The organism is Streptomyces sp. NPDC005435 (assembly GCF_040703155.1).
Taxonomy (GTDB): Bacteria; Actinomycetota; Actinomycetes; order Streptomycetales; family Streptomycetaceae; genus Streptomyces.
Genome location: NZ_JBEXEQ010000014.1, coordinates 33283 through 55159, shown reverse-complemented (window position 1 = coordinate 55159; position 21877 = coordinate 33283). Strand labels below are relative to the sequence as shown.

At 70.5% G+C, this 21877-nt stretch carries 15 protein-coding genes; 8 read left to right on the top strand and 7 right to left on the bottom strand.

The features are described 5' to 3' along the window. Positions 1 to 34 precede the first annotated feature (34 nt). Positions 35 to 1078 (bottom strand): LacI family DNA-binding transcriptional regulator, encoded by a 1044-nt coding sequence (locus AB0898_RS19235; RefSeq protein WP_366804139.1) that lies wholly within the window; start codon positions 1076 to 1078, stop codon positions 35 to 37. 455 nt (positions 1079 to 1533) lie between these two features. On the opposite strand from AB0898_RS19235, the gene AB0898_RS19230 reads away from it, so the two are divergent. The 7 genes from AB0898_RS19230 to pulA all read left to right on the top strand — a co-directional run bounded on the left by AB0898_RS19230 (position 1534) and on the right by pulA (position 14336). Then, positions 1534 to 2805 (top strand): extracellular solute-binding protein, encoded by a 1272-nt coding sequence (locus AB0898_RS19230; protein ID WP_366804138.1) that lies wholly within the window; start codon positions 1534 to 1536, stop codon positions 2803 to 2805. Positions 2806 to 2921: 116 nt separating this feature from the next. Beyond that, on the top strand, positions 2922 to 3926 hold the full coding sequence (locus AB0898_RS19225; RefSeq protein ID WP_366804137.1) for a sugar ABC transporter permease: 1005 nt from the start codon (positions 2922 to 2924) through the stop codon (positions 3924 to 3926). A 19-nt stretch (positions 3927 to 3945) separates the two neighbouring features. Beyond that, positions 3946 to 4854, top strand: a complete 909-nt coding sequence (locus AB0898_RS19220) for an ABC transporter permease subunit (protein ID WP_366804136.1) — start codon at positions 3946 to 3948, stop codon at positions 4852 to 4854. A 49-nt stretch (positions 4855 to 4903) separates the two neighbouring features. Next, the gene (locus AB0898_RS19215; protein WP_366804135.1) at positions 4904 to 6586 is read left to right on the top strand and encodes a glycoside hydrolase family 13 protein; all 1683 of its coding nucleotides are present in this window, start codon (positions 4904 to 4906) and stop codon (positions 6584 to 6586) included. Between the two features lie 121 nt (positions 6587 to 6707). Further along, positions 6708 to 7199, top strand: a complete 492-nt coding sequence (locus AB0898_RS19210; RefSeq protein ID WP_366804134.1) for a hypothetical protein — start codon at positions 6708 to 6710, stop codon at positions 7197 to 7199. A 130-nt stretch (positions 7200 to 7329) separates the two neighbouring features. Beyond that, complete coding sequence (locus AB0898_RS19205; RefSeq protein ID WP_366804133.1) at positions 7330 to 8721, top strand: alpha-amylase family protein; 1392 nt, start codon at positions 7330 to 7332, stop codon at positions 8719 to 8721. A gap of 218 nt (positions 8722 to 8939) precedes the next feature. Continuing rightward, positions 8940 to 14336, top strand: coding sequence for a pullulanase-type alpha-1,6-glucosidase (gene pulA, locus AB0898_RS19200; protein ID WP_366804132.1), 5397 nt, complete (start codon positions 8940 to 8942; stop codon positions 14334 to 14336). A 12-nt stretch (positions 14337 to 14348) separates the two neighbouring features. On the opposite strand, the gene AB0898_RS19195 is transcribed toward pulA, so the two are convergent. From AB0898_RS19195 to AB0898_RS19175, 5 genes are all read right to left on the bottom strand, one after another. After that, complete coding sequence (locus AB0898_RS19195) at positions 14349 to 15047, bottom strand: TetR/AcrR family transcriptional regulator (RefSeq protein WP_366804131.1); 699 nt, start codon at positions 15045 to 15047, stop codon at positions 14349 to 14351. 67 nt (positions 15048 to 15114) lie between these two features. Then, positions 15115 to 16173, bottom strand: a complete 1059-nt coding sequence (locus tag AB0898_RS19190) for a PDR/VanB family oxidoreductase (RefSeq protein WP_366804130.1) — start codon at positions 16171 to 16173, stop codon at positions 15115 to 15117. Continuing rightward, a complete protein-coding gene (locus AB0898_RS19185; protein WP_366804129.1) occupies positions 16170 to 17075 on the bottom strand; it encodes a metal-dependent hydrolase in 906 nt (301 codons plus the stop codon). The genes AB0898_RS19190 and AB0898_RS19185 overlap by 4 nt, the downstream gene beginning before the upstream one ends. A 78-nt stretch (positions 17076 to 17153) precedes the next feature. Next, positions 17154 to 19073, bottom strand: coding sequence for a hypothetical protein (locus tag AB0898_RS19180; RefSeq protein WP_366804128.1), 1920 nt, complete (start codon positions 19071 to 19073; stop codon positions 17154 to 17156). 48 nt (positions 19074 to 19121) lie between these two features. Next, on the bottom strand, positions 19122 to 19622 hold the full coding sequence (locus AB0898_RS19175) for a tetratricopeptide repeat protein (RefSeq protein WP_366804127.1): 501 nt from the start codon (positions 19620 to 19622) through the stop codon (positions 19122 to 19124). Between the two features lie 132 nt (positions 19623 to 19754). Between AB0898_RS19175 and AB0898_RS19170 the strand changes: the two genes are divergently transcribed. Further along, complete coding sequence (locus AB0898_RS19170) at positions 19755 to 20159, top strand: hypothetical protein (protein ID WP_366804126.1); 405 nt, start codon at positions 19755 to 19757, stop codon at positions 20157 to 20159. Positions 20160 to 20254: 95 nt separating this feature from the next. Here AB0898_RS19170 and AB0898_RS19165 read toward each other — a convergent pair whose 3' ends face one another. Further along, on the bottom strand, positions 20255 to 21835 hold the full coding sequence (locus AB0898_RS19165) for a DUF1996 domain-containing protein (protein ID WP_366804125.1): 1581 nt from the start codon (positions 21833 to 21835) through the stop codon (positions 20255 to 20257). Positions 21836 to 21877: the final 42 nt, after the last annotated feature.

The window sequence follows — 21877 nt, the reverse complement described above, 5'->3', positions numbered from 1 at the left end:
AGCACGCATGTTCTGCGCGTGGAGCCCCCTTGTGCTAGTGCCCGCGCTCCTGGTTGCCACGCCCCGGCGCCGACGCCGTCGAGCCGCGCACCACCAGCTCCGGCATGAACACGAACTCGCTGTGCGGAGCGGGCGTCCCGCCGATCTCCTCCAGGAGCGTGCGCACCGCGGCCTGTCCCATCGCGGGGACCGGCTTGCGGACGGTGGTCAGCGGCGGGTCGGTGAACGCGATCAGCGGGGAGTCGTCGAAGCCCACCACGGAGACGTCCCGGGGGACCTCCAGGCCGAGCTGCCGGGCCGCGCGTATCGCGCCGAGCGCCATCATGTCGCTCGCGCAGACGATCGCCGTGCAGTCGCGCCCGATCAGCGCGGTGGCGGCGGCCTGGCCGCCCTCCAGGGTGTACAGCGAGTGCTGCACCAGCTCGGTCGTCACCGTCGTCGCGTCGAGCCCGAGCTGCTCCTGCATCGCGCGCACGAAGCCCTCGATCTTGCGCTGCACCGGCACGAACCGCTTCGGCCCGAGCGCGAGCCCGATCCGGGTGTGGCCCAGCGAGGCGAGGTGGGTCACCGCGAGGGTCGTCGCGGCCCGGTCGTCGGGGGAGATGAACGGCGCCTGCACCTTGGGCGAGAAGCCGTCCACCAGGACGAAGGGCACGCCCTGCGCCCGCAGCCGCTCGTAGCGCTGCATGTCGGCGGTGGTGTCGGCGTGCAGCCCGGAGACGTAGATGATGCCGGCCACCCCCCGGTCCACCAGCATCTCGGTCAGCTCGTCCTCGGTGGAGCCCCCGGGGGTCTGGGTGGCCAGCACCGGGGTGTAGCCCTGACCGGTCAGCGCCTGCCCGATGACCTGCGCGAGCGCCGGGAAGATCGGGTTCTCCAGCTCGGGGATGATCAGGCCCACCAGGCCCTCGCTGCGCCGCCGCAGCCGTACCGGGCGCTCGTAGCCGAGCACGTCCAGCGCGGCGAGCACGGACTGGCGGGTGGCGGACGCGACGCCCGGCTTGCCGTTGAGGACACGGCTGACGGTCGCCTCGCTCACCCCCGCCTGCGCTGCGATGTCGGCAAGCCGTGTGGTCACGCCACCGGACTGTACCGGCCGCGCCTTGCCCTGTGCACCGGCGGGACGTCGTGCACGGCTTGCCGAACGGCCCGCCGTGGATTGCCGCGTCATCGCGCTCCTCGTCCCTCTAGGAATGTCATCGCTCTGCCCGCCGGGAGGTCTCCCCGGCGCGCGGCCGCAAGGGGATGATCCCGGCGGCGACACCCTGCGGCAAGAGCTTGCAGAGTCTTGCACAAGTGTCCGTCAACCCTCCTACCGGCGGAAGGCCAGTATTTCGACAAGGTCTGGCGCAGGTCACGACACGGTAACCCCACGGCGTTCTTGCACTTTTTTTCTGCAAGGTCTTTCGCCAGGATTGCATCGCTGTTACGTTCCCAGTCGCCCGGCCGCGGCAATGGCGCAGTCGGCAAGTCGCAGGCGGCGGCAGACGGGGCCGCTCCTGCAAACTCGGGCTTTCACCCTCAAGGAGAATCATGCGGCGTGGCATAGCGGCCTCCGCGCTCGTGGCGTCCCTCGCCCTCACGGCGACGGCGTGCGGCGGGAGCGACAGCGACAGCAAGTCCAGCGGCCCGGTGACCGTCACCTGGTGGGACACCTCCAACGCCACGAACGAGGCGCCGACCTACAAGGCCCTCATCAAGCAGTTCGAGGCCGCCAACAAGGGCATCAAGGTCAAGTACGTCAACGTGCCCTTCGACCAGGCGCAGAACAAGTTCGACACCGCGGCCGGCTCCCAGGGAGCCCCGGACGTCCTGCGCTCCGAGGTCGGCTGGACCCCCACGTTCGCCAAGAAGAGCTACCTGCTGCCGCTGGACGGCACCGAGGCCCTGGCCGACCAGGCCAAGTTCGAGCCGAACCTGATCAAGCAGGCCCAGTACGAGGGCAAGACCTACGGCGTGCCGCTGGTCACCGACACCCTCGCGCTCGTCTACAACAAGGCCCTGTTCAAGAAGGCCGGCATCACCGAGGCGCCCAAGACCTGGGACGACCTGAAGAAGGCCGCCGCCACGATCAAGTCCAAGACGGGCGTGGACGGTTACTGGGGCTCCACCCAGGCCTACTACGCGCAGTGCTTCCTCTACGGCGAGGGCACCGACACCGTCGACGCCGCCGCCAAGAAGATCACCGTGGACTCCGCCCCGGCGAAGAAGGCGTACGGCACCTGGCTCGGCCTGTTCAAGGGCAAGGGCCTGCACAAGGCCGACGCCACCGCCGACGCCTACGCCCACATCCAGGACGCGTTCGTCAACGGCAAGGTCGCCGCGATCGTCCAGGGCCCCTGGGAGATCACCAACTTCTACAAGGGCTCGGCGTTCAAGGACAAGGCCAACCTCGGCATCGCCACCGTCCCGGCCGGCTCCACCGGCAAGGCGGGCGCCCCGACCGGCGGCCACAACCTCTCGGTCTACGCCGGCTCCGACAAGGCCCACCAGAAGGCGGCCCTGAAGTTCGTGAACTTCATGACCTCGGCCAAGTCGCAGGAGACCATCGCGCTGAAGAACTCCACGCTGCCGACCCGCACCGACGCCTACACCGACCAGGTCAAGGCCGACCCGGGCATCGCCGGCTACCAGGGCGTCCTCTCCGCCGCCCAGCCGCGCCCGGCGCTGCCGGAGTACAGCTCCCTGTGGGGCCCGCTGGACACCGAGCTGCCCAAGGTCGCCGGTGGCAAGGAGTCGCTGGACAAGGGCCTCGGCAACGCCGAAGTGGCCATCGCCAAGCTGGTTCCCGGCTTCGGCAAGTGAGCCCGCGTGACCGCCGGACCCTTCCCGCCGTGGGGGATGGGGAGGGTCCGGCGGTCACCGGACGGCGCCCCGCGCGTCCCGGCCCGTAACCCGAACTTTCCAGAAGGTGTCGAACCATGACAGTCGCCATCGACCGCGCGACCGGCGAACGCCGAGGTGAGCGCGCGCCCCGTCCCGGGCTGGCGCAGCGCCTGAAGAACGGCTACCAGCGGTACTGGTACGCCTACGCGATGATCGCCCCGGTGGTCGTCGTCCTCGGCGTCCTGGTGGGCTATCCGCTGGTGCGGGGTGTCTACCTCACCCTCACCGACGCCAACAGCCTCAACTCGGCGCGCACGATCGGCGTCAACCACATCGACGCCACGTACAAGTTCATCGGGCTCGACAACTACAAGGACATCCTGTTCGGGCCGACCGCCTACGACCGGTTCTGGTCGCACTTCGTGTGGACCGTCGTGTGGACCGTCGCCTGTGTGGCCCTGCACTACCTCATCGGGCTCGGCCTCGCGATGATGCTCGACCAGAAGCTGCGCGGCCGCACCTTCTACCGGGTGCTCCTGGTGCTGCCCTGGGCCGTGCCGACCTTCGTCACCGTCTTCTCCTGGCGGATCATGCTCGCCGACGGCGGTGTCCTCAACCAGGTCCTCGGCGCGCTCCATCTGCCCCAGCCCGAGTGGCTGGAGGACTCCTTCTGGCAGCGGTTCGCCGCCATCATGGTCAACACCTGGTGCGGTGTGCCGTTCATGATGATCTCGCTCCTCGGCGGGCTCCAGTCCATCGACTCCACCCTCTACGAGGCCGCCGAGATGGACGGCGCGACCGCCTGGCAGCGCTTCCGGCACGTCACCCTGCCCGGACTGCGCTCGGTCAGCTCCACCGTGATCCTGCTCGGTGTGATCTGGACCTTCAACCAGTTCGTGATCATCTTCCTGCTGTTCGGCAAGACCTCCGCGCCGGACGCCCAGATCCTCGTGACCTGGGCCTACCAGCTCGGCTTCGGACAGCAGCCGCGCGACTTCGCCCAGTCCGCCGCCTACGGCGTGCTGCTGCTGTCGATCCTCACCGTCTTCACCTCCTTCTACTTCCGCTGGCTGAAGCGCAATGACCAGCTCGCCGTCTGACGCCGCAGGAGCCGCCGCCATGAGCACCACGACCCTCGTCGAGAAGTCCGGGAACAGCACGCCCGCCGCCGCCCCGGCCGCCCCCGCGGTCCGCCGGCGCGGCGAGCGCGGCCTCCTCGGCAGCGCCCTGCTGCACGCCGGGCTGATCCTCGCGAGCCTCATCGCGCTCGCCCCGGTGGCCTGGCTGTTCTTCCTGTCCCTCGGCCCGGACAAGGACGCCTATCTCCACCCCCGCAAGATCCTGAGCACCGCGGACTTCTCCAACTACGCCTACGTGCTCCAGCACAGCGGCTTCTTCGACTGGTTCAAGTCCACGCTCATCGTGGCGCTCGGCACCACCGTCATCGGCGTCTTCGTCGCCGCCACCACCGGCTACGCCGTCTCCCGGATGCGCTTTCCCGGCTACAAGCAGCTGATGTGGGTCCTGCTGCTCACCCAGGCGTTCCCGATCGCCATCCTGATCGTGCCGATGTACGACATCTTCGGCGAGCTGGGCCTGATCGACACCTACTGGGCGCTGATCCTCATCAACTGCACCACCGCCGTGCCGTACAGCGCCTGGCTGCTCAAGGGGTACTTCGACACCATCCCCTTCGAGATCGACGAGGCGGGCCGGGTGGATGGGCTCACCCCGTTCGGCACCTTCTTCCGGCTGATCCTGCCGCTGGCCCGGCCGGGTCTCGCCGTCGCCGCCTTCTACAACTTCATCACGGCGGTCAGCGAGGTCGCCTTCGCGACGACCTTCATGCTGGACGACTCCAAGTACACCTTCGCCGTGGGCCTGCAGACCTTCGTCAGCGAGCACGACGCGCAGTGGAACTACATGGCCGCCACCGCCGTGCTGATCGCGATACCCGTGTCCGTGTTCTTCTACCTCGTGCAGAAGAACCTGGTCACCGGCCTCACCGCGGGCGGCACCAAGGGCTGACGCCCGCCCCCCTGCTCTCGAACCAACCTCGTCACGCACCAAGGACGCCATGAGCCAGCAGCATCTCGCAGCCCCGGCCGACGAAACCGCCGTCGCCACCGTCGCCCCGCACCGCGACTGGTGGCGCGGCGCGGTGATCTACCAGGTTTACCCGCGCAGCTTCGCCGACAGCAACGGCGACGGCATGGGCGACCTGGAGGGCGTACGCGCCCGCCTCCCGTACCTGCGCGACCTCGGCGTGGACGCCGTCTGGCTCAGCCCGTTCTACGCCTCCCCGCAGGCCGACGCCGGCTACGACGTGGCCGACTACCGCGCGGTGGACCCGATGTTCGGCAACCTGCTCGACGCCGACGCGCTGATCCGCGACGCGCACGGGCTCGGCCTGCGCATCATCGTGGACCTCGTGCCCAACCACTCCTCCGACCAGCACGAGTGGTTCAAGCGGGCGCTCGCCGAGGGCCCCGGCTCGCCGCTGCGCGAGCGCTACCACTTCCGCCCCGGCAAGGGGAAGAAGGGCGAACTCCCGCCCAACGACTGGGAGTCCATCTTCGGCGGCCCCGCCTGGACCCGGGTCACCGAGCCCGACGGCACGCCCGGCGAGTGGTATCTGCACCTCTTCGCGCCCGAGCAGCCCGACTTCAACTGGGAACACCCGGCGGTCGGCGACGAGTTCCGCTCCATCCTGCGCTTCTGGCTGGACATGGGCGTGGACGGCTTCCGCATCGACGTGGCGCACGGGCTGGTCAAGGCCGAGGGCCTGCCGGACCTCGGCGACCACGACCAGCTGAAGCTGCTGGGCAACGACGTGATGCCGTTCTTCGACCAGGACGGCGTGCACGAGATCTACCGCCAGTGGCGCACGGTCCTCGACGAGTACGCGGGCGAAAGGATCTTCGTCGCGGAGGCGTGGACTCCCACCGTCGAGCGCACCGCGCACTACGTGCGCCCCGACGAGCTGCACCAGGCGTTCAACTTCCAGTACCTGAGCACCGCTTGGGACGCCGACGAGCTGCGCGTGGTCATCGACCGCACCCTGGACGCGATGCGCCCGGTCGGCGCCCCGGCCACCTGGGTGCTCTCCAACCACGACGTGACCCGGCACGCCACCCGCTTCGCCAACCCGCCCGGCCTCGGCACCCAGATCCGCACCGAGGGCGACCGCGAGCTGGGCCTGCGCCGCGCCCGCGCCGCCACCCTGCTGATGCTGGCCCTGCCCGGCTCGGCCTACCTCTACCAGGGCGAGGAACTGGGCCTGCCCGACGTGGTGGACCTGCCCGACGAGGTGCGCCAGGACCCCGCCTACTTCCGGGGTGAGGGCCAGGACGGCTTCCGCGACGGCTGCCGGGTGCCGATCCCGTGGACCCGCGAGGGTTCGTCGTACGGCTTCGGCGCGGGCGGCAGCTGGCTGCCGCAGCCGGGGAGCTGGGGCGAGCTGAGCGTGGAGGCGCAGACCGGCGACCCGGACTCGACGCTGGAGCTGTACCGCGCCGCGCTCACCGCGCGCCGCGAGCAGCCTTCGCTCGGCGCGGGCGAGTCGCTGGAGTGGCTGACCGCCCCGGAGGGCGTACTGGCCTTCCGGCGCGGGGAGTTCGTGTGCGTCGCCAACACCACGGACGCCCCGGTGACCGTGCCCGCGCACGGCCGGGTGCTGCTCGCCAGCGGCGAGGTCACCGTGGCCGGCACGGAGGCGACGCTCCCGGCCGACACCACGGTGTGGTGGACGACCGCCTGACACCCGTCGGCCGCCGCACCGCCACGCGGGCCCGCCGTTCCCGGAACCGGGAGCGGCGGGCCCGCGTGCGTAAGAAGGGCACCTTCCACCACATCTCCGAGGAGGACAGCGGGATGAAGCGATGAGCCACGGCACGCCCGACGCCGCCCGGGCATCCACGGCGGGCGTCGGCATCGGGGGGATCGCCCTCCTCTTCGTCTTGATGATCGGGCTGGTGCTCGTCGTCTCCCTGATCGGCTACCTGTGCTCCTGCGTCGCGCGCCGGGACCAACTGCCGCCCGGCAGGCTGCCGTTCCGGGCCGGAATCGCCCTGGGGGGCTGCGCGGCCGTCCTCGTGTACCTGTGGGGCCTGCTGTACATGCCGTCCGACGACGCCCACTATCTGCGCGAGGCGTGTGCGGAGGCGGGCGGGGCGGAGCGGGCGGCCGGGGTCGTCGGCTACGAGACGGGCTTCGTGCCCCTGCGCTTCGTCTGCCGCCTCGACGGGGGCGGCGGCATCTCCACCATCCCGTCGTGGATCAACCCGACCGTGGGCGCGCTGGTCGCGGTGACGCTGATCCTCGCGGCGGCCGCCCTGCTCACCCGGGGTCCGGCGCGCGGCCGGCGGTCGTAAAAATCTGAAGCAACTTCCCCCGGCCCGCTGCCTTTTCAGGCGGCGGGCCCTTAACATCTGCGTCACCGCAAGTTTGCTGAAATGTTTCAGCAAGCGCCTTCAAGCCTTCAACGACGAAGGAAACCCCCACATGGCACGACGCAGAACCCTCCCCACGGCGTTCGCCCTCGCGGCAGCGGTCTCACTCGGCATGTCGCTTGGCATGAACCCGACTACCGCACAGGCCTCCCCGCCCGGCACCAAGGACGTCACCGCCGTCCTCTTCGAGTGGAACTACGCCTCGGTCGCCCGCGAGTGCACCACCACCCTCGGCCCCGCCGGCTACGGCTACGTCCAGGTCTCCCCGCCCGCCGAGCACATACAGGGCTCGCAGTGGTGGACCTCCTACCAGCCCGTCTCCTACAAGATCGCGGGCCGCCTCGGTGACCGCACCGCCTTCAAGAACATGGTCGACACGTGTCACTCGGCCGGCCTCAAGGTCGTCACCGACACCGTGATCAACCACATGTCGGCGGGCAGCGGCACCGGCACCGGCGGCTCGTCGTACACGAAGTACAACTACCCCGGCCTGTACTCCCCGCCGGACTTCGACGACTGCACCTCCGAGGTCAGCAACTACCAGGACCGCTGGAACGTCCAGCACTGCGAACTCGTCGGCCTGGCCGACCTGGACACCGGCGAGGACTACGTCCGCAAGGCCATCGCCGGGTACATGAACGACCTGCTCTCCCTCGGCGTCGACGGCTTCCGCATCGACGCGGCCAAGCACATCGACGCGGCCGACCTGGCCAACATCAAGTCCCGCCTGACCAACCCGTCCGTGTACTGGAAACAGGAGGTCATCTACGGCGCGGGCGAGCCCGTCCAGCCCACCGAGTACACCGGCAACGGCGACGTCCAGGAGTTCCGCTACGCCTACGACCTCAAGCGGGTCTTCAACAACGAGAACCTCGCCTATCTGAAGAACTTCGGTGAGGGCTGGGGGTACATGAGCAGCTCGGTCGCCGGTGTCTTCGTCGACAACCACGACACCGAGCGCAACGGCAGCACCCTCAACTACAAGGACGGCGCCAACTACACGCTGGCCAACGTCTTCATGCTGGCCTATCCGTACGGCGCGCCGGACATCAACTCCGGTTACGAGTGGTCCGACGTGGACGCGGGACCGCCCAACAACGGCAAGGTCAACGCCTGTTGGCAGGACGGCTGGAAGTGCCAGCACGCCTGGCCGGAGATCAAGTCCATGGTCGCCTTCCGCAACGCCACGCGCGGCCAGGCGGTCTCCAACTGGTGGGACAACGGCAACGACGCCATCGCCTTCGGACGCGGCACCAAGGGGTATGTGGCCATCAACCACGAGACCTCGTCGCTGACCCGCACCTACCAGACCTCGCTCGCGGCGGGCACGTACTGCAACGTGCAGAACAACACGAGCGTGACGGTCAATTCGAGCGGCCAGTTCACGGCCACGCTCGGGGCCAACACCGCGCTCGCGCTGTACGCGGGCAAGTCCAGCTGCTGAACGCAGATGGCCGCGAAGGTCCGTTGAACGCTTCATCGGTGAACCGCCCGTCGTATACGGGCGGTTCGTCCTTCGTTCAGCGATGAAATTTCTTTCTTCGGGTTTCAAGAGTCTTGCAGCAAGGCTTGCGGCGGCGGTACGGTCACGCGGCGTCCGGCAACGAAGCCGTGTCCAGGGGCCGGACCCGAACGAGCCGTGAGCGCAAGGAGTCTGTGCCCGTGAGACCGAGTTGGCAGGCGCGCCGGTCGCGCCGCACCCCCTTCCGGAGGAGAGCGGCGGCCGTCGTCGCCGTGGCCCTCGCCGCCGCCCTCGTACCGCCGCTGGCGGCGCACGCGGACGCCCCGCCCGCGCCCCCGTCGGACGCGGCCCTGGCCGCGCAGCCGGCCCGGCACGACGACACCCGCGAACAGTTCTACTTCGTCATGCCGGATCGTTTCGCCAATGGCGACAAGGGCAACGACCGCGGTGGCCTGACCGGTTCGCGCATGAGCACCGGCTACGACCCCACCGACAAGGGCTTCTACCAGGGCGGCGACCTCAAGGGCCTCACCCACCGCCTCGACTACATCAAGGGCCTGGGCACCACCGCCATCTGGCTCGCCCCCATCTTCAAGAACCGCCCCGTGCAGGGCACCGGCGCCGACGCCTCGGCGGGCTACCACGGTTACTGGATCACCGACTTCACCCAGGTCGACCCGCACTTCGGCACCAACGCCGACCTGAAGAACCTCATAGCCAAGGCCCACGGCAAGGGCATGAAGGTCTTCTTCGACGTCATCACCAACCACACCGCCGACGTCGTGGACTACAAGGAGAAGTCGCACGACTACCTCTCCAAGGGCGCCTTCCCGTACCTGACGAAGGACGGCCGCCCCTTCGACGACTCCGACTACGCGGACGGCCGAAGCGGGTTCCCGGCCGTGGACACCTCGTCCTTCCCGCGCACCCCCGTCGTCACCGGTAAGAGCAAGGTCCCGGCCTGGCTCAACGACCCGGCGATGTACCACAACCGGGGCGACTCCACCTTCGCGGGCGAGTCCGCCGAGTACGGCGACTTCGGCGGCCTGGACGACCTGTGGACCGAGCGTCCCGAGGTCGTCACCGGCATGGAGAAGATCTACCAGCGCTGGGTCAAGGACTTCGCCGTCGACGGCTTCCGCATCGACACGGTCAAGCACGTCGACATGCCGTTCTGGACCCAGTGGGCGACCGCGCTCGACACGTACGCCGCCGCGCACGGCCGGAAGAACTTCTTCATGTTCGGCGAGGTCTACTCCGCCGACACCTCGGTGACCTCCCCGTACGTCACCCAGGGCCGGCTGGACGCCACCCTCGACTTCCCCTTCCAGGACGCGGCCCGCGCCTACGCCTCCCAGGGCGCGAGCGCGAAGAAGCTGGCGGGCGTCTTCGGGGACGACTACAAGTACACGACCGACAAGGCCAACGCCTACGAGCAGGTCACCTTCCTCGGCAACCACGACATGGGCCGCATCGGGTACTTCCTCAAGCAGGACAACCCGAAGGCCACCGACGCCGAGATCCTGCGCAAGGACAAGCTGGCCAATGAGCTGATGTTCCTCAGCCGCGGCAACCCGGTCGTCTACTACGGCGACGAGCAGGGCTTCACCGGCTCCGGCGGCGACAAGGACGCCCGCCAGACCATGTTCGCCTCCAAGGTCGCCGACTACCTGGACGACGACGAGATCGGCACCGCCCGCACCCACGCGAGCGACGCCTACGACACCAAGGCCCCGCTCTACCGGGACATCGCCGCCCTCGCGAAGCTCCGCAAGGCCAACCCGGCCCTCACCGACGGCGTGCAGACCGAGCGCTACGCGGCCGACGGCGCCGGGATCTACGCCTTCACCCGCACGGACGCGCGCACCGGCGCCGAGTACGTCGTCGCCGTCAACAACGCCGGCGAGGCCAAGTCCGCGTCCTTCGCGACCGGTTCGGCCCGTATGACGTACCAGGGCCGCTACGGCGCCCACGGCACGGTGAAGACGGACGCCGACCGCAAGATCACGGTGACCGTCCCGGCCGAGTCGGCGGTCGTCTACCAGGCCGCCGCCCCCCTCGGCAAGCCCGCCGCCAAGCCGTCGATCACCCTGACCGCCCCGGCCGCCGGAGCCACCGGCACGGTGGAGATCGGCGCCGATGTCGACGGCGGGCAGCTGAACCGCGTCGTCTTCGCCGCCCAGGTCGGCAACGGCCCCTGGAAGACCTTGGGTTCGGCCGATCACGCGCCGTACAAGGTGACCCAGAGCATCGGCAAGAAGGTCCCGGCCGGTACCGCGCTGCGCTACAAGGCGGTCGTGATCGACTCCGCCGGCCGCACCGCGAGCGCCCAGGCCGCCTCCACCACCGGCACCCCGGCCGCGCCCGAGACGCCCTCGGCCTCCTCGCGGGACTACGCGGTCGTCCACTACAAGCGCGCCGACGGCGACTACGCCGACTGGGGTCTGTACGCCTGGGGTGACCTCGCCGACGGCGAGTCCACCACCTGGCCCGCCGGGCACCCCTTCACCGGACGCGACGCCTACGGCGCCTTCGCCTGGGTCAAGCTGAAGCCGGGCGCCTCGAACGTGGGCTTCCTGGTCGTCGACAAGGACGGCGACAAGGACGTCTCCGCCGACCGGTCCATCGACGTCACCAAGACGGGTGAGGTCTGGCTGGAGCAGGGCAAGCCCGAGGTCCTCACCGAGAACCCCGACCAGCCCGCCCAGGACAAGGGCAAGGCGGTCCTGCACTACCACCGCGCCGACGGGAACTACGACGGCTGGGGCCTGCACGTCTGGACGGGTGCCGCCAGCCCCACCGACTGGTCGAAGCCCCTGCAGCCGGTGAAGACTGACGCCTATGGCGCGGTCTACGAGGTGCCGCTCACCGAGGGTGCCACCAGCCTCAGCTACATCATCCACAAGGGCGACGACAAGGATCTGCCCACCGACCAGTCCCTGGACCTCACCGCCAGCGGCCACGAGGTGTGGCTGTTGAACGGCCAGGAGACCTATCTGCTCCCGCAGCCCAAGGGCAGCGCGGCCGCGCTCGACCTGACCACCGCCAAGGCGGTCTGGATCGACCGGGACACCGTCGCCTGGAACGGCGTGGACGGCGCCGCCTCCACCCAGCTGCTCGCCTCCCACGACGGCTCCATCGCCGTCAAGGACTCCGCCCTGACCAGCGACGACGAGCGCTGGCTGCGGCTGACCAAGACGAGCCTCACCGACGCCCAGAAGGCGAAGTTCCCGTACCTCAAGGACTACACCGCCTGGTCCGTCGACCCGCGCGACCGCAGCCGGGTGCGCGAGGCGCTGACCGGCCAGCTCGTGGCCTCCCAGCGCGCCGCCAACGGCGCCGTGCTGGCCGCGACCGGCGTGCAGATCGCCGGCGCGCTGGACGACCTGTACCCGGGCGCCACCAAGGCGAAGCTCGGTCCCGTCTTCCACGACGGCAGGCCCACGCTCTCCGTGTGGGCGCCGACGGCCCAGAGCGTCGCCCTGGAGCTGGACGGCTCGCTCAAGGCCATGCACCGCGACGACGCCACCGGCGTCTGGTCCGTCACCGGGCCCGCGTCCTGGAAGGGCAAGGCCTACCGGTACGTGGTCAAGGTGTGGGCGCCCAGCGTCCGCAAGATCGTCACGAACAAGGTCACCGACCCCTACTCGGTCGCCCTGACCGCGAACTCCGAGCGCAGCCTCGTCGTCGACCTGGCCGACCGCTCGCTCGCCCCCAAGGGCTGGACGGGGCTGACCAAGCCCAAGGCCGTGCCGCTCAGGGACGCGCAGATCCAGGAGCTGCACATCCGGGACTTCTCGGTGGCCGACAAGACCGTGCCCGCCGGTGACCGGGGCACCTACCTGGCCTTCACCGACAAGAACAGCGACGGCTCGAAGCACCTGCGCGCGCTGGCGAAGGCGGGCACGTCCTATGTGCATCTGCTGCCCGCGTTCGACATCGCCACCATCCCCGAGAAGAAGGCCGACCAGGCCACTCCGGACTGCGATCTGGCCTCCTACCCGGCCGACTCCGACAAGCAGCAGGAGTGCGTGGCGAAGACCGCCGCGAAGGACGCCTACAACTGGGGGTACGACCCGTACCACTACACGGTCCCCGAGGGCTCGTACGCCACCGACCCCGACGGCACCGGGCGCACCGTGCAGTTCCGGAAGATGGTGCAGGGGCTCAACCAGGACGGCCTGCGCGTCGTCATGGACGTCGTCTACAACCACACCGCCGCCAGCGGCCAGGCCGACACCTCGGTGCTCGACAAGGTCGTGCCCGGCTACTACCAGCGGCTCCTCGCGGACGGCAGCGTGGCCAACTCCACCTGCTGCGCCAACACCGCGACCGAGAACGCCATGATGGGCAAGCTCGTCGTGGACTCGATCGTCACCTGGGCCAAGGAGTACAAGGTCGACGGCTTCCGCTTCGACCTCATGGGCCACCACCCGAAGGCCAACATCCTCGCCGTGCGCAAGGCGCTGGACGGGCTGACCCTCGCCAAGGACGGCGTCGACGGCAAGAAGATCATCCTCTACGGCGAGGGCTGGAACTTCGGGGAGGTCGCGGACGACGCGCGCTTCACGCAGGCCACGCAGAAGAACATGGCCGGCACCGGCATCGCCACCTTCTCCGACCGCGCCCGTGACGCGGTGCGCGGCGGCAGCCCCTTCGACGACGACCCGGGCGTCCAGGGCTTCGCCTCCGGCCTCTACACCGACCCCAACTCCTCGAAGGAGAACGGCACTCCGGCCGAGCAGAAGGCCCGGCTGCTGCACTACCAGGACCTCATCAAGGTGGGCCTGAGCGGCAACCTGGCCAAGTACCGCTTCACCGACACCGACGGCAAGGCGGTCACCGGAGCCGAGGTCGACTACAACGGCGCGCCCGCCGGCTACGCGGCCGCACCCGGCGACGCCCTCGCCTATGTGGACGCCCACGACAACGAGTCGCTGTTCGACGCCCTCGCCTACAAGCTGCCCGCCGGGACCAGCGCGTCGGACCGGGCCAGGATGCAGGTCCTCGCGATGGCCACCGCCGCCCTCTCGCAGGGCCCGGCACTCTCACAGGCGGGCACCGACCTGCTGCGCTCGAAGTCGCTCGACCGCAACTCCTTCGACAGCGGCGACTGGTTCAACGCCATCCACTGGAACTGTGCCGACGGCAACGGCTTCGGCCGCGGTCTGCCCCCGGCGGCCGACAACAAGCCCAAGTGGCCGTTCGCGACGCCGCTGTTGACCAAGGTCAAGGTCGGCTGCCCGCAGATCACGGGGACCTCGGCCGCGTACCGCGATCTGCTGCGCATCCGCACCACCGAGTCCGCGTTCTCGCTCGCGACGGCGGACCAGGTGCAGCACGGGCTCGCCTTCCCGCTCTCCGGCAAGGGCGAGACCCCCGGCGTGATCACCATGGAACTCGGTGACCTGGTCGTGGTGTTCAACGCCACGCCCGAGCGCCAGGAGCAGAAGGTGGGCGCCCTCGCGGGCAAGCACTACCGGCTGCACCCGGTGCAGGCTGCCGGGGCGGACCAGGTGGTGAAGTCGGCTGCCTACAAGGCCGGTTCGGGCACCTTCAGTGTCCCGGCGCGGACCGTGGCCGTCTTCACCCGGTAAACGGACGGGCGTTCAGGACGCCAGGGAGATGAGCCGGCCGGCGAGTTCCGCGAAGGGACCGTCGGCCGGCTCGTCCTTGACCAGGGACCGCACCAGCGCGGCCATCTCCGCGTCCCGCGACGCGCTCACGGCGGCCAGCGCCCCGAAGTCGTCCACGAGCTGGACCTCCAGCTCGGCGCGCGGCACCCGCCGGCCGTCCAGCCAGATCAGCGCGGTGGACTCGGCCAGCGAGATCCACGAACGCACCACCAGCTCAAGCCGCGGGGGAGCCGCCTCGACGTCCTCGATGCCGAGGTGCCTGAGGATCTGCTCGTAGGCGGCCTGCCGCACCGAGTCGATCAGCGCGTTGGTCGCCGAGGAGCCGACCGCCGGGCCGCCGCGCATCAACGCGGAGAAACCGGGGCCGTGTTCGTCCACGAAGTCGAAGAAGCGGCGCATCACCCGCAGCAGCCGCAGCCCCAGCGGGCCTTCGAGGGGCTCCACGAACCGCCCGGCCAGATCCTCCGAGGCACGCTTCAACGCGGCCTCGTACAGGCTGAGTTTGCCGGGGAAGTAGTGGTAGACCAGCGGGCGGGAGATGCCCGCCGCCGACGCTATCTCGTCGATGGAGACCTCGTCGGGCGAACGGCGGCTGAACAGATCGAGCGCGACCTTGATCAACTGTTGCCGTCGCTCCTCGACGCCCATCCTGCGGCGAACCCCGGTGCTCATGCACCCACCTTACCGATCGGAACCGGCAGTTGGATGATCCGGTTCCGCATCGAGGTGCGCAGGTCCGTCACATGTCGAGCACCAGACGCTCACTTCTGGACCGGGACACACAGATCAGCATCGAGTCCCCGCGCTCCGCGTCGGTCAGCAGCTCGTCGCGGTGGTCCACCTCGCCCTCCAGCACCCGCTGCTGGCAGGTCCCGCAGAAACCCTGCTCGCAGGAGAACACGGTGTCCGGCAGCTCACGCCGTACGGCCGCCAGCACACTGGAGCCGGGCGGGACGGCCACCGTCCTTCCGCTGCGCCGCAGTTCGACCTCGAAGGCGCTGTCGCCCCCTGCCGTCGTACGCGGCGCGAACCGCTCCAGGTGCAGCGTGGCACCCTCGGGCAGCCGCTCGGCCACCGCGTCCATCAGCCCCTCCGGGCCGCAGCAGTAGACCGCCGTACCGGGTGCCGTGTCCGCGAACAGCGCGGCCAGGTCCGGGCGGCCGTCCTCGTCCTCCGCGACCAGGGTCAGCCGGTCGCCCGCCAGCTTCTCCACCTCCGCGAGGAACGGCATCGAGTCCCGCGACCGCCCGCAGTACAGCAGCCGCCACGCGGCGCCCTCCGGGAGCGCCCGCAGCATCGGCAGCACCGGGGTGATGCCGATCCCGCCCGCGACGAAGACGTACGCGGGCGCCTCGACCAGCGGGAAGCGGTTGCGCGGCCCGCGCACCTCCAGCTCCATCCCCTCGGCCAGCTGCTCGTGCACCTCGCGCGAACCGCCCCGCCCGTCCGTGACCAGCCGCGTCGCCACGGTGTACGAGGCCGGGTCCGCCGGGTCGCCGCACAGCGAGTACTGCCGGACCAGTCCCGAGGGCAGCACCAGGTCCAGATGCGCGCCCGGCTCCCAGGACGGCAGCCCCTCGCCCTCCAGACGCAGCCGCACCACGCCCTCGGCGACCTCCTCGTGGGCGGTGAGCAGCAGCCGCAGCGTCCGGGCGCGCGGCTGCCCCGAGATCGGCGGGTCGAGTGCCGGCAGCGGCCACAGCGGAGAGTTCCTCACCCGGCGGCGCAGCGCCCGCCGGGTCAGCAGGGCGGCGGCACCGCCCGCGAGCAGCAGCAGCGTGCGGGGCCTCGGTGTCACGACGCCTCCTTCTCGTGCTGTTCGGCGGCCAGGGCGGCGGGGGAGGAGGCCAGGTAGGCGGCCGCCTGCGCGGTGGAGCACTCCTGGGAGGGGTGGTAGGCGCGGCTGAGGTAGCGCGGGATGGACTTCAGCAGGGCGCCGGTGGCGGGCAGCGTGCCCCGGCGGCCGCTGCGGTAGAACTCCGCGAAGGACGCCTTGGCGTCCACCAGGGTCGGGTCGTTCTCCATGAAGAAGCGGGCCCCGCGCTGCCACAGGAACATCAGCACCGCGAAGGACAGCGCCCAGGTGCGCACCCGGCGCCGGTAGTCGCCGTCCACATGGACGAAGAGGTCGAAGGCGACCGAGCGGTGCTCGACCTCCTCCGCGCCGTGCCAGCGCAGCAGGTCCAGCATGGTCGGGTCGGCGCCCCGCCGGTCCAGCTCGGCCGCGTTGAGCACCCAGTCGCCGAGGAACGCGGTGTAGTGCTCGATGGCCGCGATCAGCGCGACGCGTTCGAGGAGCCACCAGCGCCGGGCCCGTCCCGGGGGCAGCGTGCGGTCCCCGAGCAGCTTCTCGAAGAACCAGTCCACCTGCGCGGTGTACGGCGTCGGGTCGAGCCCCTGCTCGCGCAAGTGCGGCAGCACCCCGTCATGGGCCTGGGAGTGCATCGCCTCCTGCCCGATGAACCCGATGACGTCCTCGCGCAGCCGGTCGTCCTTGATCAGCGGCAGCGCCTGCTTGTAGACGTGCACGAACCAGCGCTCGCCGGCGGGCAGCAGCAGATGCAGCACGTTGATGGTGTGCGTGGTGAACGGGTCGCCGGGCACCCAGTGCAGCGGGGTGTCCGCCCAGGAGAAGGACACGTTGCGGGCCTTGAGCGCGATGCGCTCGGACTCCACCGGCCCGGCCTGCTTGTTAGACATGGCGTCAATGTACTGAGGCGCGGGCCGCCTGAGAACCCCTCGGGCAGGGCTTGTTGACTTCTGCGTCAGCAAGCGTGCTCATCCGAGCCCGTTGATCTCCCGCCCGCTCGTCAGCGTGCCCTTGAGGTCGGCCTGCGCACCGCGTTCGGCGGGAGCCGCCAGCAGCCGCCCGGTGCCCTCGGCCTTGACTCCGCCGGTCGCGCGGACCGACGCCACGTCCTCGCTGCCCGCCGCGAGCAGATACCAGGCGCCCGTACCGGACTTCCACAGCACACCGGCCAGCACCCGCGGATCACGCGGACCGCACGCCGTGGTGTCCGTCGCCTTCGCCACGACCGCCCCGGCCGACCCGCCCGGCGTACGGAACTGGGCGAGGGCCGCCGTGCCGTCGCCGCGCCAGGTCTCCGCCCGGGTGCACACCCAGGTGCCGTCGCCGCCCGCGTCCGGCAGCGCCTGCTCGGCGTACGCCCACGCGTTCACCTCGCGGATGCCGGCCGAGCGCTCGGCGCCCAGCGAGCAGGCGAACGGCGCCCAGTCGCGCAGCCCTTCGGCGCCGGACGCCTCCTCGGACGCGCCCGGCCGTCCCGCGGTCAGGTGCGCGGGGACCAGCTCGCCGAGGTCGGTGGCGAGCCGGGCGCCGGTGCCGTCGGTCAGCTGGAGCACACTCCACGAGGTGCAACTGCCGGTGCGCAGCACAGGGCTGGCCAGCGGGGAGGTCACCCCGTCGGTGAGGGTGAGCGCGTGGGGCGCCGACTCCGGCTTGGTCAGGTCGCGTTCGGCGGCCTTCTTCACCCAAGGAGCCGTCAGATAACGGACGTTGCCGTCCGCGCGGCCGAGCACCAGCGCGCTCGCCTCGGCCCGGCCCGCGCCGTCCACCCGGGCGAAGTCGAGGGCGGCGCCCTCGGTGCCGTCCACCGGCTCGGCGTAGCGGGCGATGCGCAGACCGTCGTAGAGGATCACCACCCGGGCCGCGTCCACCTGCCCCGCGTACAGCAGTTGGGGCGGTCCGGCCGGGCCGCCGGTCTGGGTGCCCGGGGTCGCCGAGACGCGCACGGTGGCGCCGGGGCGGGCCCAGACCGCCAGCGCGCGGCGCAGCAGGTCCTTGTCGCCGGTGAGCGGGCCGCGCGCGGGCCACACCGAGAAGTCGGTGCGCGCCGAGGTCTTCCAGACGGCCGGCGTCACCCGGGTGAGCCTGGCCGGGTCCAGGGCGGCCTCGGCGGCGGGGTTGGACGCGTACGACGGCGCGGCGGCGCCCTCGGGGCCCCAGCCGCCGCCGGGCATCGCCACCAGCGCGCAGCACACCAGGAGCGCGGCGCCCGCCGCGAGCGCCGCCTTGGTGTGCTGGCGGCGGCGCATCAGATCGGTGGGGCGCGCCTGAAGCGAGCAGGCGTCGAACTCCGGTGAGGACAGCAGCCCGTACCGCGCCGGGACGCCGCTCGCCTCGGACAGCGCCGACTCCACCCGGGTCACCCCGGCGGACTTGAGGATCTTGCGCACCTCGTCGTCCGCCAGACCCTCCAGACCGCGCAGCACATAGGCGGCGCGGGCCGGGGCCGACAGCGCGGACAGCCGCTGCTCCAGGGCGAGTTCGTCGGCACCGCCGGAGCGCGGGAAGAGCCTGAGCCCCCACGCCCGGGGCAGCAGCGCGGGCAGCTGGGAGCGCTTGGGCAGGCCCTTGCGCGGCCGGCACGCCTCAAGGGCGGAGCGCAGCACCCGCTCCCGCACGAATCCGTACGCCGGGTCGCCGTCCCGCCCGGACGCCTGCGCCGGGATGAGGGAGCGCTGCTTGCGCCCGGTGGGCAGGGCCCGCTGGGCCAGCGCGTGGGCGGTCAGCACGCGCCGCCCACGGCCGAGTCCGGGCGGCAGCATCAGATAGGCGAGCCGGACCAGCCGCGGATAGTGCTCGACGAGCGCGGCCTCGGCCTGCTCGACATCGGCGGCGGGCCCCCGGGCCCCGTGGGCGGCTGCGTGACGCTGGGCTACATCCTGTGACTGCACATCGGGGAGAACGAGCGAAACGCCCGCGGGTTACCGCCGGGTGGGTGACTACGGCACCAGCGCCCGCGCGTAGTTCCCCATCGACCGCTGGTAGCGCGGCAGATGAGGGGCGAGCGCGCCGAGCACGAGCGAGAGTCCCTCGCGGTCCCGGCCCAGGCTGGACAGGCACAGCGCGAGGCAGGCCCGTACGGCGTCGTCCAACTCGTCCGAGTGCGAGTCGAGTTCGGGGGTGAGCAGGCGTACGCCCTCCTCCGGGTGGCCGGTGTTGCGCAGCGAGCTGGCGAGCTGGATCGCGGTCCGGCGGCCCCGGTACGGGCTCACCTCGCGCAACCCCCGCTCCAGGGCCTCCCGGTAGAGCGGCACCGCCTTGTCGGAGTGGCCGGTGGAGTCCCAGGCGCACGCCTCCTCGAAGGGGCCCAGCGGGCTGCCCTCGGGCAACTCGGCGGTCAGCGCGGCTATTTCGGCGCGGAAGGCGGCCGCCTCCTCCTCGGGGCGGTCCGCGAAGCCGGCCCAGAGGGTGTTCACGCGATCTTCCCAGTCCTTGTTCACCGCGCCACCCTCGCACAAGTGATCCGCTTTCGCACCGGATTTGAGCGGTCCGCCGCCCACAGCCGTATCCGTCGGTGCGGGCCCCCGCGCCGGGGCCCCGTGCGGCGTACCAGGACCGGAGGAGCAGGGCAGATGAAGGTGACGAGGGCGGCGCTCGCCGTGACGGGTACCGCGATGGCCGTACTGGCGCTGGCGGGCTGCGGGGCCGGGGAGCAGCAGCAGAAGGTGCCGGTGACGGCGACCGGCAGCCTGGAGAGCCTGGCCGCCGAGGTCAAGTGCACCCCGGACATGCAGACCGACGCCGACGAGATCCGCCAGGCGCTGTGCAAGAACAAGGACGGCAAGTTCGTCCTGGCCACCTTCGCCACCGACCGCGGCCAGCGCGAGTGGATCAACGACGCGAAGGACTACGGCGGTTTCTACCTCGTCGGCCGCAAGTGGGTGGCCGTCGGCGGGGACGGTACGGTCAAGGCGCTGCGCGGGACGCTCGGCGGCGACGTCGAGGTGGGCACCGACCACCACGCGCACACCGGCTGAAACACCGAAGAGCGACGGACACGGCGAAGGCCGGTGACGGGGTGGGGCCCGTCACCGGCCTTTACTCGTGTTCCCCGGGTGGGGGGATCAGGGGATCACGAGCAGTTCTGACCGCGGTTGACGCAGTTGGCGATCTTGTTGGCGAGATTGCCCTGGGTGATGCTGATGAAGTCGTCGTGGTCCGTCGCGGCCTTGTGCAGCTGCTCCGGGAAACCGTCCACGGCGTACGCGTTCTTCAGCTGGCCGTTGGCCAGCGTGGGCGGCGTGATGTTGTACACCAGGCGCATCGTCAGCTGCGGGATCGCCTTGAAGCCGTTCTGGCAGTTGCCGTTGGCGTCGGCGAAGGCCACGTGGGTGCGGTGGTTGGCGCTGTCGGTGTTCTGCCCGTCCCAGCAGCTCTGGAAGGCGAACGTGCGCACGACCTTGCTGCCCTGCGGGCAGATCGGGTACTGCTCCGTCAGCTGGACCTTGTTCTCGAACCCGGTGCAGCTCCAGTGGGCGTTGGCGTTGGCCAGACCGTTGGTGGTGGTCTTGGCGTCACCGGTGATGATCCGCAGGAACTGCGGCATCGCGACGACCTTGCCGGTGGGGCTGCCGACGTACTTGATCTGCGCCTGGACCGGCGTCAGGATCTTGCCGACGTTGCCTTCCTTGCCGCCGCCGTCGCTGTTCTGGTCGAAGTCCTGCGACCCGTCCTGGACGCGGACGACCGGCCAGTAGTACGACGACAGGTCGTTCTTGTTCTGGCAGCTGCTGCCGCCCTGCAGGAACGTGTCGTTGCTGGCGAAGGCGTCGATCTTCTGGTTGCCGACGTAGTCGTGCAGGTGGTGCGCGCCGTTCTTCACGCCGGGCGCCACGATCACGTTGTCGGTGTTGTGGTTCTTGTTGGCGTTGACACCGCAGCGCGTGGTGAAGGTGCCCCGCGAGGCGTTGCGGTTGTTGCGCGGCTTGGCCTTCACGTTCGGCTGGACCTTGGTGATGTCCACGAAGTCGGCCGCGACGGGACCGTTGCCGGCCTGGCCGCCGATGTTGCCCTGGCCCGCGTCGCCCTGCTGCTGGCCGCCGTTGTTCTGGCCGCCCTGCTGGCCGTTCTGGTCCTGGCCACCCTGCTGCTGGCCGCCCTGGTTCTGCTGACCGCCGTTGTTCTGGCCGCCCTGCTGCTGGCCGCCGTTCTGGCCACCGGGGGTGGTCTGGCTGGCGGGCGTGCCGGTGCAGTTGGCGAGCGTGTCCAGGTCACCGGGGGCGGTGCCGCCCACGCGGGTGATCTCCAGCTTGATCCGGTCCAGGATGTTCTGGCGGCGCTCCTTGAGCGGCTGGAGGATCGTGTTCTGCACGAAGCTCGCGTCGCGCGTCTGGGCGTCGCGCGTGGTCGCCAGGCGCTGGTACGCCTCGGTGATCTGGCGGTCCAGGTTGGCCAGTTCGCCGTCCACGTCCTTGCGGGCCTGGTTCGGCACGTTGGTGAGCTTCTGGCCGACATCGGGGCAGGAGATGGTCGCCACCTGGGCGGCGGCGGCCTTGGTCGAGTTGCCTCCCCACTTGCCACCGTTGTTCGCCTCGTGCGCGGAGGCGTAGAAGTTCGCCCAGATCAGCCCGCCCCCACCGAGCGCTAGGGCCGCCGATGCTGCGGTGACCTTCACAGCCAGCGGCGTACGGCGTTTACGTGTGTTGCTTCCCATGGAACTCCTCTGACTTCCTTGCGGGGCAGCATCGAGGCGCCC

Bases quoted from the DNA above. Each gene is read 5' to 3' on its own strand.
- AB0898_RS19185 (WP_366804129.1), bottom strand. From the start codon at position 17,075: ATGTCTAACAAGCAGGCCGGGCCGGTGGAGTCCGAGCGCATCGCGCTC.
- AB0898_RS19210 (WP_366804134.1), top strand. From the start codon at position 6,708: ATGAGCCACGGCACGCCCGACGCCGCCCGGGCATCCACGGCGGGCGTC.
- AB0898_RS19215 (WP_366804135.1), top strand. From the start codon at position 4,904: ATGAGCCAGCAGCATCTCGCAGCCCCGGCCGACGAAACCGCCGTCGCC.
- AB0898_RS19225 (WP_366804137.1), top strand. From the start codon at position 2,922: ATGACAGTCGCCATCGACCGCGCGACCGGCGAACGCCGAGGTGAGCGC.
- AB0898_RS19205 (WP_366804133.1), top strand. From the start codon at position 7,330: ATGGCACGACGCAGAACCCTCCCCACGGCGTTCGCCCTCGCGGCAGCG.
- AB0898_RS19220 (WP_366804136.1), top strand. From the start codon at position 3,946: ATGAGCACCACGACCCTCGTCGAGAAGTCCGGGAACAGCACGCCCGCC.
- AB0898_RS19165 (WP_366804125.1), bottom strand. From the start codon at position 21,835: ATGGGAAGCAACACACGTAAACGCCGTACGCCGCTGGCTGTGAAGGTC.
- AB0898_RS19195 (WP_366804131.1), bottom strand. From the start codon at position 15,047: ATGAGCACCGGGGTTCGCCGCAGGATGGGCGTCGAGGAGCGACGGCAA.
- AB0898_RS19230 (WP_366804138.1), top strand. From the start codon at position 1,534: ATGCGGCGTGGCATAGCGGCCTCCGCGCTCGTGGCGTCCCTCGCCCTC.
- AB0898_RS19170 (WP_366804126.1), top strand. From the start codon at position 19,755: ATGAAGGTGACGAGGGCGGCGCTCGCCGTGACGGGTACCGCGATGGCC.